Origin of the sequence: Patiriisocius sp. Uisw_017, assembly GCF_047731265.1 — a bacterium.
GTDB lineage: Bacteria > Bacteroidota > Bacteroidia > Flavobacteriales > Flavobacteriaceae > Patiriisocius.
Window position 1 is genome coordinate 555,547 of record NZ_CP159835.1, and the last position, 16,680, is coordinate 572,226.

Sequence of the window (16,680 nt, forward strand, 5' to 3'; positions counted from 1 at the left end):
TGTATTAATAGCAACATATAAACGAACAAAAATAAGATTTTTTAGCGGATGTCTAAGGTTAAATATTACTACGATAGCGAAACGTTATCCTACAGAAAGATCGAACGAAAAAAAGGCAGGAAAACTGGTATTTTTTTACTGAGCTTCGCTGGCATGATATTGAGTGGTTTTTTACTGATGCTCGTATTTTTAAACTTACCTAGTTTTGAAACACCAAAAGAAAAAATATTACAAAGAGAACTGTCTAATCTAGAGTTGAAACTAAACCTGCTTAACAAGAAAATGGCAGATGCAGAAATGGTACTCAATGAAGTTGCAGAAAGGGACAATAACCTATACCGCGTTTATTTTGAAGCAAATCCAATTCCTGATGAACAACGCAAGGCAGGTTTTGGTGGCATCAATAGATATCGCGACCTCGAAGGTTATGACAACAGCGCACTTATTATTTCTTCAAACAAAAGATTGGATGTGTTAACAAAGCAAATTGTAGTACAATCTAGATCGCTCGATGAAATTGCATTGCTTGCTAAAGAAAAAGAAGAACTTTTAAAGAGCATTCCAGCCATACAGCCCATAAAAGGCAAAGACCTTACGCGTATGGCCTCTGGATATGGATATCGTTCAGATCCTTTTACAAAAGTGCGAAAGTTTCATTTTGGGATGGATTTTACTGCGCCAAGAGGTACTCCTGTATATGCAAGTGGAGATGGTCGTGTAACTCGTGCAGACAACTCTGCCGCTGGCTACGGAAAACATATTAGGATTGAGCATGGCTTTGGCTATCAGAGTTTATATGCACATTTATACAAATACAAAGTTAAACGAGGACAAAAAGTAAAACGAGGGGATCTTATTGGTTTCGTAGGGAGTACAGGAAGGTCTGAAGCTCCTCACCTGCATTATGAAGTTTTTAAAGATGGTGCTCGCATTAATCCTATTAATTTTTACTACGGAAATTTATCGCCAGAAGAATTTGTGGCTCTATTGAAGAAAAGTCAGCAAGAGAATGAATCTTTAGATTAAGTTCTGAATTCTAAATTTATATTATGCACATTGACCTCCCAGAAAAATTATACTACAGCATTGGCGAAGTTGCCGAAGCTTTTGATGTAAACACATCGCTCATACGATTTTGGGAAAAAGAGTTTGATATACTTCAACCCAAGAAAAATGCCAAAGGAAATCGAAAGTTTACACCTAACGATATCAAAAACTTAGAGTTTATTTTTCATTTGGTCAAAGAACGTGGCTTTACTTTAGATGGTGCTAAAGTGCACTTAAAAGAAAAAAGAAAAAAAACATTCGAGAATTTTGAAATCGTTCGCAAACTAGAAACCGTAAAAGCAGAATTACTTAAAATTAAAAACAACCTATAATAATGCGGACCCACTCAGTATACTTTTGAAAAATTGATGCTTGTAAAGACCGTTAATAATTAAACCAATCTAAGAAATTATGAAAAAATCAGTCATTTTTATCATCGTAATTGTAGCGGTACTTGCGCTAATAGGATTTACAAAAGGACCTAGTTTTTACAATACAGGTATTGTATTAAAAGAAGATGCCACAGCGCAATGGGGTAACGTAGAAAGCTCTTACCAGCGTCGTGCTGATCTTATTCCTAACATTGTGAAAACTGCAAAAGGATATGCAGAGTTTGAACAAGAAACACTCACAAAGGTAATTGAGGCTAGAAGCAAAGCAACATCAATTACAATAGACCCTACTAACATTACGCCAGATAAATTGGCACAATTTCAAAAAGTACAAGAAGGGATGACCGGTGCACTTTCAAAATTACTCGCGGTTGTTGAGCGCTACCCAGATTTAAAGGCTAATGAAAATTTCAAAGAGTTAATCAACGAGTTGGAACGCACCGAAAATAGAATTAATGTGGAACGAAACCGCTTTAACGAAAGTGCAAGACCTTTTAACAAACATTTTAAAACATTCCCTAACAATATGTTTAACACGTTTATTGGTAAATTTGAGGAAATCCCATATTTTAAAGCAAAAGAAGGAAGTGAGGACGCTCCCGAAGTTGATTTTGATTTTGGAAAATAACTTAGACACAATTTTTCATCAACATATAAAAGGAACTTTTACTTAAGCCTTTTGGAACAATAAACTAATAAACACTAAACTTTTAAACTCAAAAAATGTCCTCAAAAGTTGAACAATTTTTAACCACGGAAGAAGAAGCCAAAGTAGTTGAAGCCATCCAGGCTGCAGAAAACAATACTAGTGGCGAAATTAGAGTGCACCTAGAAAAAACCGCACTTAACAAAGATGCATTTGATCGCGCTATCGAAGTTTTTGATTTGCTGCATATGAATAATACCAAACAAAGTAACGGGGTTTTAATTTATGTGGCTGTAAAAGACAAAACTTTAGTCATTATGGGCGATACGGGGATCAATGAAAAAGTTCCTATTAACTTTTGGGACAGTACTAAAAACGCTATCATTTCACAATTTAAAGCGGATGACATGGCACAAGGGCTAGTCGACGGAATTTTAATAGCCGGCAAACAACTTAAGAAACATTTTCCAAGAGCTAAGGACGATGTTAATGAGTTGGGAGATACTATTTCAGTCGGTTGAAAAAGTGAGCATTAGCATTAGCATTAGCATTAGCAAAATTATTTTTTTTTGAAAACACAGACACATTTTTATTCGTTTTTTATTTTCCTAGCATTCTCCTTTTTTGCGATGGGTATCGCTAATGCACAGTATGACATTCCTGAAGTGCCTAAAGAGCAGACTTCGGTTTATGACGATGTTGATTTGCTTACTCTTTCGCAAAAAAACGCATTGGAATCAAAGCTAATCCGCTATGCAGATTCTACTTCCACACAAATAGTAGTTGCTATTATTAGCAGTACCAAAGGAGAAGATATTTCTTTTCTTGGAGCAAAATGGGGTCAAAAATGGGGAATAGGCCAAGCAGATGAAGACAACGGGATTTTGATCCTACTGGCAAAAGACGATCGTAAAATAGACATCAATACAGGGTATGGCATTGAGTATCGCATTTCTGATCGGGATGCGGAACGAATTATAAACCGAGTTATAATACCGGAGTTTAAGTCGGGAGACTTTTATGGTGGATTAGATGCAGGGGCAGATGCTATTTTTGCCGCTCTCAACGGCGAGTTTAATGAAGACCGAGATTTTAGCAAAAAAAATGGCAGCATAATGCCTTTTATACTATTCTTCATTTTTATCATCATTATCATTTCCCTGACTTCAAAGAAAAATGGTCGTGGCGGAAAAGGTGGCGGCCCTAGGAGTGCCGGGTCTAGTTTGTTAAACATAATCATCCTATCCAGTATGGGGCGCACCGGCGGCTTTGGCGGCGGCGGCTTTGGAGGAGGTTCTTCTGGCGGTGGCTTTGGTGGCGGCTTTGGCGGTGGTGGCTTTGGAGGTGGTGGTGCTTCTGGAGGATGGTAAATAAGTAGTTGCAGTGTTTATTTGAATGCGCCACCTTAAATTGGCTCCTATCTATATCTTATTTAGCAGCAATTAAATTCAGTAAAAACAAAAAGAAGCTCTTATAATCTATTAAATTACTTCTTCCTAATAAAAACAGTTACGGGAACCCCGTGAAAATCAAATTTATTACGCAATTGGTTTTCTAAAAATCGTTTGTACGGTTCTTTTACGTACTGTGGGAGATTCGCGAAAAATGCAAAACTTGGCCACTCTGTAGGCAATTGTGTAATGTACTTAATTTTTACATATTTACCTTTATGCTGCGGCGGAGGTGTTGCTTGTATGATAGGCAACATAGTGTCGTTAACCAAACTCGTCTTAATTTTCTTTGTTCGGTTTTTATAAACTTCAACTGCTGTTTCAATTGCTTTGTAAATACGTTGTTTATTCAATACCGAAATAAAAACAATAGGCACATCTGTATAAGGTTCGCATTGCTTTTTGATATATTTCTCAAACTCCTTTACACTGTGGTTATCTTTGTCTTCAATTAAATCCCATTTATTTGCTAGAATCACAACGCCCTTGTTGTTTCTATGCGCTAACCAAAATATATTTTGCACCTGCCCATCAAATCCCCTAGAGGCATCAAAAACGAGAATAATCACATCGCAATGTTCAATAGCACGAACACTTCGCATTACTGAATAGAATTCTAAATCTTCTTTAACCTTGCTTTTCTTTCTGATTCCTGCCGTATCCACTAAGTTAAATTCAAAACCGAATCTGTTATACCTAGTATCGATGCTATCTCTGGTAGTTCCTGCTATGTCTGTAACGATGTATCTATTTTCACCAATTAATGCATTTATAAAAGAAGACTTACCTGCGTTAGGTCTTCCCACCACTGCAAAGCGAGGCAATGTTTCTTCTTCTCTTTCTTCTTGCTCTGGGAGTGCTTTTACTAGGTCGTCTAACAAGTCTCCACTTCCACTTCCGTTTATTGCCGAGATGGTGTAAAACCGCTCAAAGCCCAAAGAATAAAATTCTACGGCGTCTTGGGTACGTTTCGAGTTATCCACTTTATTAACGGCTAAAAAAACTGGCTTTCTACTTTTGCGAAGCAATAACGCTACTTCCTCATCCATACCAGTAACACCATGTTCTACATCTACGATAAATATGATTGCATCTGCCTCGTCGATAGCAAGCTCTACTTGCTTATCTATTTCGGCTTCAAAAACATCATCGCTTCCCTTTACATATCCTCCAGTATCAATCAAAGAAAACTCTTTACCGTTCCAATCACTTTTTCCATAGTGTCGGTCGCGAGTTACACCGCTAACTGCGTCTACAATCGCTTCACGGCGCTGTATTAATCGATTAAAAAAGGTTGATTTTCCTACATTAGGTCTTCCTACAATGGCTACAATACTCATATCCTATAAAATAAAAAATAATTGGCAAAGGTATCGCTTTAAATTCAAGAAAAAATGGTAATTTTCTATGACTTTTATAAACTATCTATTAAATTAGGTGAAGAAATAGTTTTAAGGCCTCGTTTTACGAAACAAGTATCAAAAAGCCACTCGGAAATATTTCCCGCTTTTAAAAATATTAAAGCAAAGAACAAAGAGACGGTGGTTTCCATTTCTGAAAAACATGTCTTTTTAAAAACCCCTGCACATTCACAGCATTTTTGATCACCTCAATTGGATTTAGAATTCATTGAGCAAGATGAGAAAACAATTACTTTAAAAGAGCTGTTTGGCCCTAAACCTAGCGTTTGGCAATTTAGACATATACCAAGGCGCCGCTGGACAAACCTTTTGTCGCACAATTATTTGGGTTGTTATTTATTTTGCCCTAGTCTATCAAAGCGGTCAGGTAAAAAAGAAATGCACAAACTGTATTATTTTACGCAAAGAGCCTTAAATATCTCAAGAAACACAATCTATTAAAATTCTTACAAAGGCAGTATAAATAGTACTTATCGCACCGCTGGATCTTGTTGAAAACACAACCTCAGCATCTCGTAGAGTTCAGGATGTTTTCGCTTAAACAAGTCCGGACGCTCAAAGAAATATTCACTGGCTACCGCAAAGAATTCGGCCTGTTTTGTCCCACCATATTTACGAATATCACTGTCATTATTATTGATTGCTTCCATCTCCTCGTACATCAAATTAATCCAAGGCAAAATATGTTCTTGCCCTAAAAATCGTTCGGGAATACCATCTGTATTACCATCAATTTTATCTAAAAGATGTACAAATTCATGAACGGGTGTATTGTGCTTGTCTGTTTTATTTGAAAAAGCGCGGTGAAGTGATGTTTTTGAAAGGATCATTTGTTTTTCAAAGCGACCTGTTCCTACCAAACCCGAAATAACCCTTCCTTCGTTTTCTGCATTAAATTGAAGATCTTGGTTAAAATTATCTGGATAAATAAGAATTCCACTAAGATTATTGTAACGCCAATTACCAAATCCAAAAACAGGAATAACAGCACTTGCAGCCAGTAGCATTTTATCTTCTTCGGTAATTTTGGTTTGCACCCCTTCTATGGATACTTCAGCAAGAAAACGCATCATTCTAGACTTAAAGTTTTCTTTTTCTTTAACAGAAAGTTTTTGATAAAACAATACGCGTTTTTCCAAAGCTTTTTCCCAAGAGATAGGAAATGGCCGGATTGGCTTTCGTTTTAATGTGCTAAATGCGAAGATTGTAAAAACAACCAATAAGCCAAAAAGCACTAAAAATAATGTCATTCCTATCCGTTATTATAACCGAATCTGCGCAATTGCCTTGAATTACTACGCCAGTTTTTATTAACTTTTACATAGGTTTCTAGGTGAATTTGTTTTCCGAAGAACTTCTCTAAATCCTTTCTAGACTCCATACCCACACGCTTTAATGATGCACCTTTATGCCCAATGATAATTCCTTTTTGCGAGTCTCTTTCTACCATAATTACTGCACGAATGCGAATGATATTTTCGTCCTCAAAAAATTCTTCGGTTTCAATTTCTACAGAATACGGAATCTCCTTTTTGTAATGCATCAATATTTTCTCGCGAATAGTTTCATTCACAAAAAACCGCTCTGGCTTATCTGTTAATTGGTCTTTAGGGTAGAATGCTGGGGATGCTGGGAGAAGCTCTATGATGCGCTTAAAAACTTCAGTAACGCCAAAATTTTCTAATGCAGAGATGGCGAAAATCTCCGCATTTGGCACTTTTTCTTGCCATAATTCCATCGCTTCTTTCAGTAATAATTCGTTCCCTTTGTCAATTTTATTAATGAGCAAAAGAACGGGGGTTTTGCTGGATGTTATTTTGTTGAAAAATGCTTCATCTTTTAACTCTTTTTCACCCAATTCCACAATATAAAGCAACACATCTGCATCTTCAAAAGCCGACTTTACAAAATCCATCATGCTTTCTTGTAACTGATACGCCGGTTTTATAATTCCAGGGGTATCACTTAACAATACCTGAAAATTATCTCCATTTACAATTCCTAAAATACGGTGGCGTGTGGTTTGTGCTTTTGAAGTAATAATAGACAGTCGCTCCCCCACAAAGGCATTCATAAGCGTACTTTTTCCTACATTAGGGTTCCCTATAATATTTACAAATCCGGCTTTATGTGGAGTTTCTGTCATACTGCAAAGATACAACGAATGAAATCGAAATCGAAACCGAAAAATGAAACCAAAAATTCAGAATTCAGAATTATTAATTCCTCATTTTCTGCTCCCATTTCCAAGCAGATTCAAGTGCTTCTTCTAATGTAAAAATAGACTTCCATCCTAAAAATTCATTCGCTTTTGCCGTATCTGCATACGCTTCGACAACATCCCCTGCTCTTCTTTCTACCATTTTATAATTCAGTTTTTGACGGCTTACTTTTTCAAAAGCATTAATAACTTCTAGTACCGAAGATCCTTTTCCTGTGCCTATATTAAAATAATCATAAATGGGCCCTTGCGCTTCATTGATCAATTTTTTGAGTGCCGTTACGTGTGCCTTTGCAAGATCAACAACATGAATATAATCCCGAATTGCAGTGCCATCTAATGTGGGATAATCTCCTCCAAAAACCGAAAGGTGTTCTCGAATCCCCATTGCTGTTTGCGTTATGTATGGTACTAAATTTTGTGGGACCCCTAATGGCAACTCTCCAATTTTAAATGAATCGTGTGCTCCTATTGGATTAAAATATCGCAAGGCAATTGCCTTTAGACTTGACGATGTGCGACATACATCTTGGATAATTTCTTCGCCAATTTGTTTTGTGTTTCCGTAAGGAGACATTGCTTTTTGAACCGGTGCATTTTCAGTTATTGGCATTGTATGTGCTTGACCATAGACGGTGCAACTAGAACTAAAAATAAATTTGGCGGAATCTTTTTTCTGTAATTCCTGTAAAATATAGACAAGTGTATTTAAGTTGTTTTCATAATACAACAGGGGGTTTTTAACACTCTCCCCAACGGCTTTTGAAGCAGCAAAATGAATCACACCCGTAATATCAGCATTCCGTTCAAAAAACGAAACTACCGAAACTTTATCTCTGAGGTCTAATTTTTCAAAAACAGGTTTTTTATCTGTGATAGCGGTGATTCCATCTAGAACACTTATGTCTGTATTACTTAAATTATCAATAATAACAACCTCAAAACCTTCCTGTTGTAATTCTACAACTACATGGGAACCAATAAAACCTAAACCTCCTGTGACTAATATTTTCATAATATGATACCCCTCTAAAGAATTTCTTTAAGTTAAATAATTTCTAAAACAAATATAACGGAATCCCTTAGTTCATATTGAAGGTACTTGTATATAATATTTGACACAGACAAATTGCTAAAATAAAAAGCGCCTTTTTCGTAACTTAAGAATATAAAGTGATTTACTAAGCTTTGGTTCAATCGAATTACAGATTTAGCGATTTTCAATCACATATTTTACCCATAGTTCTGCGCAAATTTACCTGCACAGCTCCCTAAAATCAATTGTTTAAATCGGATTAAAAACCTGTACTATAATTGATTGCAAATTGTATTGCATACACTATAAATATAGCGGCGTTTCTTTAAGCAAGAACCGTTGCATTACTATAAAACAAGGAGTAGCACACATTACTTTTTAGGGAGTTTAAGAATATATCCTGCATAAAGAAGAAATTCACTTTTTAGAAAGAGTGTGTACTAAGGCGTCCACATCCTCCAACTCATTATAATAATGAAAACTCACCCGTATACCGCCACCGCGTGGGGAACAAATAATAGTATTTGCAGCCAACTTTTTAAACAGTTCCATATCACCCTTTAAATTAAAAATAGAAGAATGAATTTTTCGATTTTTTGTAGTCTTATCAAGTAATCCAAGTTCAATAAAATGTCCTTTCGCATACGCGGAAATGTCTTTTATTTTAGCACTTATTTTTTCAACCGAAACTTTTTCGGCTTGCAAAATGGCTTGATGCAACGAACCATAATTAAAAGTATCCTGATGACCCGGTTCAAAATGTTTTATAAAAGTAGTTTCTTCGGCTTTACTGTCAAAAGTATCGGCAGAATTAAAACCAATCATTGAAGGGTAAACCTTGGCTTGTGCATCCTTTTTTACTAGCATAATTCCGTTTCCAAAACCTGCTAACATCCATTTATAGCAGCTCCCACCCATAACATCAAGACCACTTTCAGAAAAATTAAATTGCTCTGTACCTAAATACTGCGTCGCATCTGCCATAAGCAGTACGTTGGGATATTTTTCTTTTAAATGTTTAATAAAACTCAAATCAATCTTAACACCACTAAGCCATTGCACCAGACTAAAAACAAAGACATCTGGGCAGTATTTTTCAAAAGCGGCACTAATAGTATCTTCTAAATGTTCATTAATTTCTGCGTAGCAAACATTAAAATCACGTGTTTCAACGGGCCATAATAATGATGGATAATCATTTTTAAGCATTAAAACCTTTTGACCTTTTGGCAGTCCTTCTAGGATAATATTAAATCCAAAAGAAAAATTAGGCACCAGTGCAACCTCATCTAATTGCGCGTTGAAAAACCTAGCTACTGCAGCGCGGGTATCTTCAGGAATTTGTTTTCTAAATTTAAAATCGACGCCGTTATTAATGAAATCTAAGTCGTGTTCTTTTCTCCATAAATACGTGGAACGTGACAATAACCCTGAACTGGCGGTATTGAGATAGGTTTGCCCTTGTAAGGCAGGAAACTCGTTTTTTAAATCTTGCATAATTTGGTTGTTCTAGCGCTAAAATTAGGTAAATTTACAGTAGTATTTTTAATGATTATACGAATTATTAAAACAACACTTTATGTTTTCAAAAAAGAATAAAACCGAAAAATTAGACGCTGAATCTAGAGAGCAATACGAATATGCACGAGAACGCATTGCTAAAAAGAAAAACCTAATGAGACATTTTATTGTCTTTTTAGTTGGATCTGTTTTACTCGTTATTGTAAATGGAGTATTGGGATTTGGTAAAGATTTTTTCATAAAAGACTGGTTTGTGTGGGCAATACTCCTCTGGACTTTTATCTTTATGATTCATCTTTTTAATGTATTTATAATGAATACATTTATGGGAAAAGAATGGGAAAACCAACAATTAGAAAGACTCAAAGCAAAACAGGAAGTTAGAATTGCTGAACTAAAGAAACAAGCATTACAAGAAGTAACAGTAAAAGAAAATAAAATTGCAAAAGAGCAAGAAGCATTGCATGAATTTTCAACACCTGAAGCAGAAGTAAAAAAAAACGATCCCAACAAACTTCCCCCAGAACAAGTATGATAACAATGATAGCGGCCGCAGGCAAAAACAACGAATTGGGAAAAGACAACGATCTTATCTGGCATTTACCTGATGATTTTAAAAGGTTTAAGAAACTAACTACGGGACATTATATAATTATGGGTCGTAAAACCTACGAGTCATTTCCAAAACCACTACCCAATCGCACACATATTATCATAACGCGAAACAACGACTACAAACCCGCTTTACCAGAAGGAAGAGAAAAAGATGTGATCGTTGTAAATAGCATTGATGCTGCCTTATTAAAATCTGCTAGCGATGAGCAACCTTTTATTATTGGCGGAGGAGAAATTTACAAGCTAGGAATGGATGTCGCAGATAAAATTGAACTTACCCGAGTTAAAGGTTCTTTTGAAGCCGATACATTTTTTCCTAAAATAGACACTTCTCTTTGGGAGCTAATTAGTGAAGAAAAACAGGTAAAAGACGATAAACATCGGTACGCTTTCACATACGAAACTTGGGTTCGCAAATAATCCTCAATACTTTATTCAAACTATTTTAGTTAGTTCTCATAAATATTAATTAATAATCCTCTTTTTAATTTCATTAAAAGAGGATTTTCTATTTTTACAAACTAAACACAACCAATTAAAAATCAATAGGAGATGAAAGCATATATTTTTCCAGGACAAGGAGCACAGTTTACAGGAATGGGTCAGGATCTTTATGAGTCTTCGGCAAAAGCGAAAGAGTTATTTCGGCAAGCCAATGAAACGTTAGGGTTTGACATCACTAAAATAATGTTTGAAGGTACTGCAGAAGAACTAAAGGAAACGAAAGTTACACAGCCTGCTATTTTCCTGCATTCAACAATCCTTGCTGAAGTAATGGGCGACCGCTTTAAACCAGACATGGTTGCAGGTCATTCTTTAGGAGAAATTTCGGCCCTTGTTGCTAACCGAACAGTAGCATTTACAGACGGACTACAATTGGTCTACAAAAGAGCACTCGCGATGCAAAAAGCCTGCGAAATTGAGCCATCAACAATGGCTGCTGTCTTAGGCTTGGAAGACCACTTAGTAGAGGCTATTTGTACAGACATACCTGGAACCGTTGTCGCAGCAAATTACAATTGCCCAGGACAATTAGTTATTAGCGGAGATGTTACTGCCATAGGTTTAGCTTGTGAAAAATTAACCGAAGCTGGCGCAAGGCGCGCGCTAGTATTGCCCGTTGGCGGCGCTTTTCACAGCCCATTAATGGAACCTGCAAGAGAGGAGCTTGCTGCAGCAATTGAAGCAACAACGTTTACTGCTCCTGCCTGTCCTATTTACCAAAATGTGTCAACGTTTGCAGTGACCAATCCTGCTGAAATACAAAAGAACTTAATCTATCAATTAACGGCTCCTGTTAAATGGGCACAAAGCATGCAGAATATGATTAAAGATGGTGCAACCCAATTTATTGAAGTTGGACCTGGAAATGTACTTCAAGGACTAATGAGAAAGATTGACCGCAGCGTTGAAACTTTTAAGGCAGGAATTGAGTAATCAAAATAAAAAGCCCAATTCAAAATATTTTGAATTGGGCTTTTTATTTTTTATTTAGTTACAAAAGCTATAATTGACTTTGTGAGGAAGTCAATTTGCTCGTCGTCTAACTCAGTATGCATTGGTAAAGAGACAACCTCTTTTACCAATTGATTAGTGATGGTGAAATCTGCTTCGTTATAACGTTCGTCTTTGTATGCTTTTTGGGCGTGCAATGGTATAGGATAATAGACGCCACAAGGAATGTCATTTGCTTGTAAATGTTTCACCAAAGCATCTCTATCTGCATTAATGATTCGCAAGGTATATTGATGAAATACGTGACAATCACACGTGTCACAAATTGAATTTCCTGCATTACAAAAACCTGTTGGAGTAATTATTTGTTCAATCCCACTAAAAGCTTGTGTATATTTTCTCGCAGCAGTGCGTCTTGCAATATTGTACGAATTAAGATTTGGTAACTTAGCACGTAAAACAGCTGCTTGTATACTATCCAATCGCGAGTTTACTCCCACAACATCGTGATGATATCGTTCGTACATGCCGTGATTTACAATTCCTCTAATGATGTGCGCCAAATCGTCATCATTTGTAAAAATAGCGCCTCCATCACCATAACATCCTAAGTTTTTTGAAGGAAAAAATGAAGTAGATCCAGCATGACCAATACCACCTGTCATTTTCTTTGTCCCATCTTTTGAAGTATAAGCTGCACCAATTCCTTGCGCATTATCTTCAATTACATATAGATTGTGTCGTTCTGCTAAATCCATAATCGCATCCATATTAGCTGCTAGACCAAATAAATGCACAGGAACAATTGCCTTAGTATTTGGTGTTATTGCTTTTTCAACGGCAGCAATATCAATATTAAAATTTATAGGATCCACATCAACTAAAACAGGCGTTAGTTGTAACAATGCTATTACTTCTACCGTGGCGGCAAATGTGAAATCTGCCGTTATCACTTCATCACCGGGTTTCAAACCCAATCCCATCATAGCAATTTGCAATGCATCTGTACCATTGGCGCAAGGAATTACATGTTTTACCCCTAAATAATCTTCTAATTCTTTTTGAAATGCATGAACTTCAGGACCATTAATAAATGCTGTGTTATCAATAACTTCTTGTATGGAAGCATTTACCCTTTCTTTGATTGCGGCATATTGACCCTTGAGGTCTACCATTTGTATTTTTTTCATTCGTTAAGACCCATAATTTGGGTGAGGTAATTAAAGATTATCTCCCTTCTTTTAAACAATATAAAATCGGAAGCTGCATAAATTTTATGTTTTGTAAAAATACAAAAACAAATAATTAATATTTCAGTAGCTGTTCAATCTTTGCCTTCACTTTTATAGTAGAAGGAATCATAGTTTCCTCCAAAACTGAATTTAATGGAATCGCCGGCATATTTTCAGAACCAATTACCATTACTGGAGCATCCAATGATTGAAAACACTCTTCTTGTATGCGTCCTTGCAATGCCCTACTAAAACTATTTTCTGAAGGTTCTTCGGTCACCACTAAACACTTCCCACATTTCTTGACACTCTTAAAAACAGTATCATAATCTAATGGATGTAAGGTCCTTAAATCTACAATTTCCACCCGGTCTGTAATACCCATCTCTCTGGTGGCATTATATGCCCAATGCACTCCCATCCCGTAGGTTATAATTGAAAGGGTTTCATCGCCGTCTTGTGGCCAAATTTCCTGCAAGACCCATGCTTTACCAAACGGCAACATGTAATCTTCACTTGGCTCAATACTAGTAGCACCTTTTGTCCCTTTCACTTTACTCCAGTACAATCCTTTGTGCTCAAAAATCACCACTGGATTAGGATCGTAATACGCTGCTTTTAGAAGTCCTTTTAAATCGGCTCCGTTACTTGGATATGCGATTTTAATTCCGCGAATATTACTTACCACACTTTCCAAAGAAGACGAATGGTAGGGCCCTCCACTTCCGTAAGCACCTATTGGCACTCTCAATATCATAGACACCGGCCATTTTCCGTTAGATAAATAACAGCTTCTAGAAACCTCTGTAAATAATTGATTAAGTCCAGGCCAAATATAATCTGCAAACTGAACCTCCACAATAGGCTTCAACCCCACAGCACTCATACCTACCGTAGAACCTACAATAAATGCCTCTTGAATTGGGGTATTAAAAACACGGTTATCACCAAATTTCTGGGCCAAAGTAGCCGCTTCTCTAAATACACCGCCTAATCTTCCACCAACATCTTGACCATAGAGCAAACATTCAGGATGCTTTGCCATCAATTCTTCAATCGCGAACAGTGCGCAGTCCACCATTACTACTTTTTCACCTCCTTCAGGAGAACGCTCTCCTACTTCTTCGGTAATTAAGGTTGGAGCAAAATCGTGTGTAAATAAATCCTCTGGTTTTGGATCTTCTGCTTTTGAGGCTTTGTCTAGGCTAGAAGCGACCTCGGCCTGCGCAGACGTAATAATTTCGTTAATCGTCTCTTCGGAAATATTAAAATCTGAAAGTAATTTCAACATTTTAGGATAAGGGTCTCTCGATCTTGCTTCGTCTAAATCATCACGGTAAAACTCCATTCGAACACCAGAAGTATGGTGATTTAATAACGGAACTTTAGCGTGGACTAGGAAAGGGCGTCGCTCTGTCCTTATCTTTTCAATAACCTCGTTAATAGTTTTATAACTCTCTTCAAAATCTGTCCCATCTATGGAGATGGCTTCTAAACCGTGAAACCCAGCTGCGTATTCTGCAGCATTTTGCGCTCTCGTTTCCGCAGCATTTGCAGAAATATCCCATCCATTATCCTGCACTAAATACAAGATAGGCAATTGCTTCAATGCTGCCATTTGAAAAGCTTCTGCAATTTCACCTTCAGTAACCGATGCATCCCCCAAAGAACAAACAACAACTGGACGGTCATTACGCACCTGTTGCGCAATCGCTTCGTCGATTCCTAAGCTTTCTTTGTAAGCAAATCCCAATGCAACACCTGTTGCAGGAATAGCCTGCATACCTGTTGCACTGCTTTGATGTGGAATTTTAGGCTTATCAATATCGTTCAAACTTGGATGCGCATAATAAGTACGCCCGGCGGAAAACGGATCGTCTTTTTTTGCCAATACTTGCAACATTAGCTCGTAGGGAGTCATCCCAATCGCCAGTAGCATTGAATCATCCCGATAGTAAGGGAACATATAGTCCTGCGGTTCCAATTGCATCCCCACGGCTATTTGTATCACCTCGTGCCCGCGAGAAGTGGCGTGCACATATTTTGAAACTACTTTAAAATTCTCTTCATAGATTTCAGTCATAGCTTTTGCAGTGACTAGGTTTTTAAAGGCCTTTAACAATAATTCTTTAGTTATCAATTTGTCTATTTTATTTAACATTCTTTAATCGTTGGACGGTTTGAATTACTAATACTTGTTTCATTTTATACTTGTCTGGGCTAGGATCTTTTGAGCCACGACCACTCATCTCATTCGCTACACGATTCACGTCTTTTTGCCCCCTTTCTTCGCACCATACTTTAGTCTTGGTTTGTGTAATGACCGCTAGCGAACGATACTTGTTTAAAACGTCCTTTTCAAATCAAAATTCTCCATATTATCTGCAATTCTTTTCAAGAAGCTTCCCGCTAAATATCCATCTACAATTCTATGGTCAAAAGAAAGTGACAAATACATCATACTTCTAATCTCAATTACATCTCCTTCTGGTTTTTCAATTACCTCGGCTCGCTTTTTTATAATTCCTGTTGCTAGAATGGCTGCTTCTGGTTGATTGATAATAGGTGTTCCCATTAAACTACCAAAAGTTCCCACATTACTAATAGTAAAAGTACCCCCTTTCATATCATCGCCTTTTAATTTTCCAGCGCGTGATTTCCCTACTAATTCATTAATAGCAGCGGCTAATCCTTTTAAATCTTTTTTATCTGCATTCTTTACTACTGGAACGATTAAATTGCCAGAAGGCAATGCGGTTGCCATACCAATATTTATATCTTCTTTCACAATGATATTCTTCCCATCAAGAGAAGAATTGATCATTGGAAACTCTTTAATAGCATTTGCCACAGCTTCAATGAATATTGGGGTAAATGTCAATTTCTCTCCATGTTTCTCCAGAAACGCTAATTTATTAGCATTTCGCCAAGTAACCATATCAGTAAGATCTGCCTCCACATAGGCTGTTACGTGTGGCGAAGTATGCTTGCTATATACCATATGGTCTGCAATCATCTCACGCATACGATCCATCTCTACAATCTTACCCGTCCCTTTATCAAATTTTAAATCTGGAACTTGAAACCCGCTATTTTGTGATACCGCTTGTGCAAACTGAAACGGCCTCCCTTCCTTTAGATAATTGGTCACATCACTTTTTCTCAATCTTCCTTCGTTTCCTGTTCCTGAAATTCTTGCTAATTCTTCATAAGAAATATGATTTTTTCTAGCAATTACATCTACCAATGGCGAAATGAACAAGTTCTCATTTACCTTGAAAGATTTTGAAGTTGATGCTGAATTTCCCTTTGGAACTCCTGGACCCTTCTTTTTTGAACTTGATAAATTCTCAACACTCTTTTCTTTAGAGGCTATAACTACCGAAGCACTTTCATATAATTCTAAAACTGCAATTGTTTCACCAACTGGCACGATCTCTTTTGCCGAAACGCTGTGAGAAATCATCTTTCCAGCACTTGGTGCAGGCACCTCATTATCCACTTTATCTGTTGCGACCTCAACAAGGATATCGCCTTCTTCAAAAGATTCACCTTCTTGAACCAACCAATTAATGATAGTTCCTTCCGTGATACTCTCCCCATTTTGGGCATCTTAAAAATTGATTCGGCCATTGGTTTAATT

16 protein-coding genes are annotated in these 16,680 nt (G+C 36.9%); 8 read left to right on the forward strand and 8 right to left on the reverse strand.

Features of this window, described 5'->3' with window-relative positions; all coding sequences use genetic code 11:
• Positions 1–48: 48 nt before the first annotated feature.
• The 5 genes from ABXT67_RS02550 (at position 49) to ABXT67_RS02570 (ending at position 3,455) form a co-directional block, all read left to right on the forward strand.
• Positions 49–1,026 (forward strand): M23 family metallopeptidase, encoded by a 978-nt coding sequence (locus ABXT67_RS02550; RefSeq protein WP_415375723.1) that lies wholly within the window; start codon positions 49–51, stop codon positions 1,024–1,026.
• Between the two features lie 23 nt (positions 1,027–1,049).
• Positions 1,050–1,379, forward strand: a complete 330-nt coding sequence (locus ABXT67_RS02555; protein ID WP_415375724.1) for a MerR family transcriptional regulator — start codon at positions 1,050–1,052, stop codon at positions 1,377–1,379.
• 79 nt (positions 1,380–1,458) lie between these two features.
• On the forward strand, positions 1,459–2,067 hold the full coding sequence (locus ABXT67_RS02560; RefSeq protein ID WP_415375725.1) for a LemA family protein: 609 nt from the start codon (positions 1,459–1,461) through the stop codon (positions 2,065–2,067).
• A 95-nt stretch (positions 2,068–2,162) separates the two neighbouring features.
• Positions 2,163–2,606 carry a TPM domain-containing protein gene (locus ABXT67_RS02565; protein ID WP_415375726.1) on the forward strand — a complete coding sequence of 148 codons (444 nt, stop codon included), beginning with the start codon at positions 2,163–2,165 and terminating at the stop codon, positions 2,604–2,606.
• A gap of 108 nt (positions 2,607–2,714) precedes the next feature.
• Entirely contained in the window at positions 2,715–3,455 is a 741-nt protein-coding gene (locus ABXT67_RS02570) for a TPM domain-containing protein (RefSeq protein ID WP_415376906.1), read from the forward strand.
• Between the two features lie 116 nt (positions 3,456–3,571).
• On the opposite strand, the gene der is transcribed toward ABXT67_RS02570, so the two are convergent.
• The 5 genes from der to ABXT67_RS02595 form a co-directional block, all read right to left on the reverse strand.
• A complete protein-coding gene (gene der, locus ABXT67_RS02575; protein ID WP_415375727.1) occupies positions 3,572–4,876 on the reverse strand; it encodes a ribosome biogenesis GTPase Der in 1,305 nt (434 codons plus the stop codon).
• Between the two features lie 551 nt (positions 4,877–5,427).
• Positions 5,428–6,207, reverse strand: coding sequence for a zinc-dependent peptidase (locus ABXT67_RS02580; RefSeq protein ID WP_415375728.1), 780 nt, complete (start codon positions 6,205–6,207; stop codon positions 5,428–5,430).
• 2 nt (positions 6,208–6,209) lie between these two features.
• Positions 6,210–7,103 carry a GTPase Era gene (gene era, locus ABXT67_RS02585; RefSeq protein WP_415375729.1) on the reverse strand — a complete coding sequence of 298 codons (894 nt, stop codon included), beginning with the start codon at positions 7,101–7,103 and terminating at the stop codon, positions 6,210–6,212.
• Between the two features lie 73 nt (positions 7,104–7,176).
• Positions 7,177–8,193, reverse strand: a complete 1,017-nt coding sequence (galE, locus tag ABXT67_RS02590) for a UDP-glucose 4-epimerase GalE (protein WP_415375730.1) — start codon at positions 8,191–8,193, stop codon at positions 7,177–7,179.
• A 438-nt stretch (positions 8,194–8,631) separates the two neighbouring features.
• A complete protein-coding gene (locus ABXT67_RS02595) occupies positions 8,632–9,711 on the reverse strand; it encodes an aminotransferase class V-fold PLP-dependent enzyme (protein WP_415375731.1) in 1,080 nt (359 codons plus the stop codon).
• An 82-nt stretch (positions 9,712–9,793) separates the two neighbouring features.
• On the opposite strand from ABXT67_RS02595, the gene ABXT67_RS02600 reads away from it, so the two are divergent.
• From ABXT67_RS02600 to fabD, 3 genes are all read left to right on the forward strand, one after another.
• On the forward strand, positions 9,794–10,270 hold the full coding sequence (locus ABXT67_RS02600) for a 2TM domain-containing protein (protein WP_415375732.1): 477 nt from the start codon (positions 9,794–9,796) through the stop codon (positions 10,268–10,270).
• Positions 10,267–10,770 carry a dihydrofolate reductase gene (locus tag ABXT67_RS02605; RefSeq protein ID WP_415375733.1) on the forward strand — a complete coding sequence of 168 codons (504 nt, stop codon included), beginning with the start codon at positions 10,267–10,269 and terminating at the stop codon, positions 10,768–10,770. The genes ABXT67_RS02600 and ABXT67_RS02605 overlap by 4 nt, the downstream gene beginning before the upstream one ends.
• 132 nt (positions 10,771–10,902) lie before the next feature.
• The gene (gene fabD / locus ABXT67_RS02610) at positions 10,903–11,787 is read left to right on the forward strand and encodes an ACP S-malonyltransferase (protein WP_415375734.1); all 885 of its coding nucleotides are present in this window, start codon (positions 10,903–10,905) and stop codon (positions 11,785–11,787) included.
• A gap of 50 nt (positions 11,788–11,837) precedes the next feature.
• Here fabD and ABXT67_RS02615 read toward each other — a convergent pair whose 3' ends face one another.
• From ABXT67_RS02615 to ABXT67_RS02625, 3 genes are all read right to left on the reverse strand, one after another.
• On the reverse strand, positions 11,838–12,995 hold the full coding sequence (locus tag ABXT67_RS02615) for a DegT/DnrJ/EryC1/StrS family aminotransferase (protein WP_415375735.1): 1,158 nt from the start codon (positions 12,993–12,995) through the stop codon (positions 11,838–11,840).
• 115 nt (positions 12,996–13,110) lie between these two features.
• Positions 13,111–15,198 (reverse strand): thiamine pyrophosphate-dependent enzyme, encoded by a 2,088-nt coding sequence (locus tag ABXT67_RS02620; RefSeq protein WP_415375736.1) that lies wholly within the window; start codon positions 15,196–15,198, stop codon positions 13,111–13,113.
• A 183-nt stretch (positions 15,199–15,381) separates the two neighbouring features.
• Complete coding sequence (locus ABXT67_RS02625) at positions 15,382–16,602, reverse strand: dihydrolipoamide acetyltransferase family protein (RefSeq protein WP_415375737.1); 1,221 nt, start codon at positions 16,600–16,602, stop codon at positions 15,382–15,384.
• Positions 16,603–16,680: the final 78 nt, after the last annotated feature.

Bases quoted from the DNA above. Each gene is read 5' to 3' on its own strand.
- ABXT67_RS02595 (WP_415375731.1), bottom strand. From the start codon at position 9,711: ATGCAAGATTTAAAAAACGAGTTTCCTGCCTTACAAGGGCAAACCTAT.
- ABXT67_RS02550 (WP_415375723.1), top strand. From the start codon at position 49: ATGTCTAAGGTTAAATATTACTACGATAGCGAAACGTTATCCTACAGA.
- era (WP_415375729.1), bottom strand. From the start codon at position 7,103: ATGACAGAAACTCCACATAAAGCCGGATTTGTAAATATTATAGGGAAC.
- ABXT67_RS02555 (WP_415375724.1), top strand. From the start codon at position 1,050: ATGCACATTGACCTCCCAGAAAAATTATACTACAGCATTGGCGAAGTT.
- ABXT67_RS02570 (WP_415376906.1), top strand. From the start codon at position 2,715: ATGGGTATCGCTAATGCACAGTATGACATTCCTGAAGTGCCTAAAGAG.
- ABXT67_RS02620 (WP_415375736.1), bottom strand. From the start codon at position 15,198: ATGTTAAATAAAATAGACAAATTGATAACTAAAGAATTATTGTTAAAG.
- der (WP_415375727.1), bottom strand. From the start codon at position 4,876: ATGAGTATTGTAGCCATTGTAGGAAGACCTAATGTAGGAAAATCAACC.
- ABXT67_RS02605 (WP_415375733.1), top strand. From the start codon at position 10,267: ATGATAACAATGATAGCGGCCGCAGGCAAAAACAACGAATTGGGAAAA.
- ABXT67_RS02560 (WP_415375725.1), top strand. From the start codon at position 1,459: ATGAAAAAATCAGTCATTTTTATCATCGTAATTGTAGCGGTACTTGCG.
- ABXT67_RS02600 (WP_415375732.1), top strand. From the start codon at position 9,794: ATGTTTTCAAAAAAGAATAAAACCGAAAAATTAGACGCTGAATCTAGA.
- ABXT67_RS02565 (WP_415375726.1), top strand. From the start codon at position 2,163: ATGTCCTCAAAAGTTGAACAATTTTTAACCACGGAAGAAGAAGCCAAA.
- fabD (WP_415375734.1), top strand. From the start codon at position 10,903: ATGAAAGCATATATTTTTCCAGGACAAGGAGCACAGTTTACAGGAATG.
- ABXT67_RS02580 (WP_415375728.1), bottom strand. From the start codon at position 6,207: ATGACATTATTTTTAGTGCTTTTTGGCTTATTGGTTGTTTTTACAATC.
- ABXT67_RS02615 (WP_415375735.1), bottom strand. From the start codon at position 12,995: ATGAAAAAAATACAAATGGTAGACCTCAAGGGTCAATATGCCGCAATC.
- galE (WP_415375730.1), bottom strand. From the start codon at position 8,193: ATGAAAATATTAGTCACAGGAGGTTTAGGTTTTATTGGTTCCCATGTA.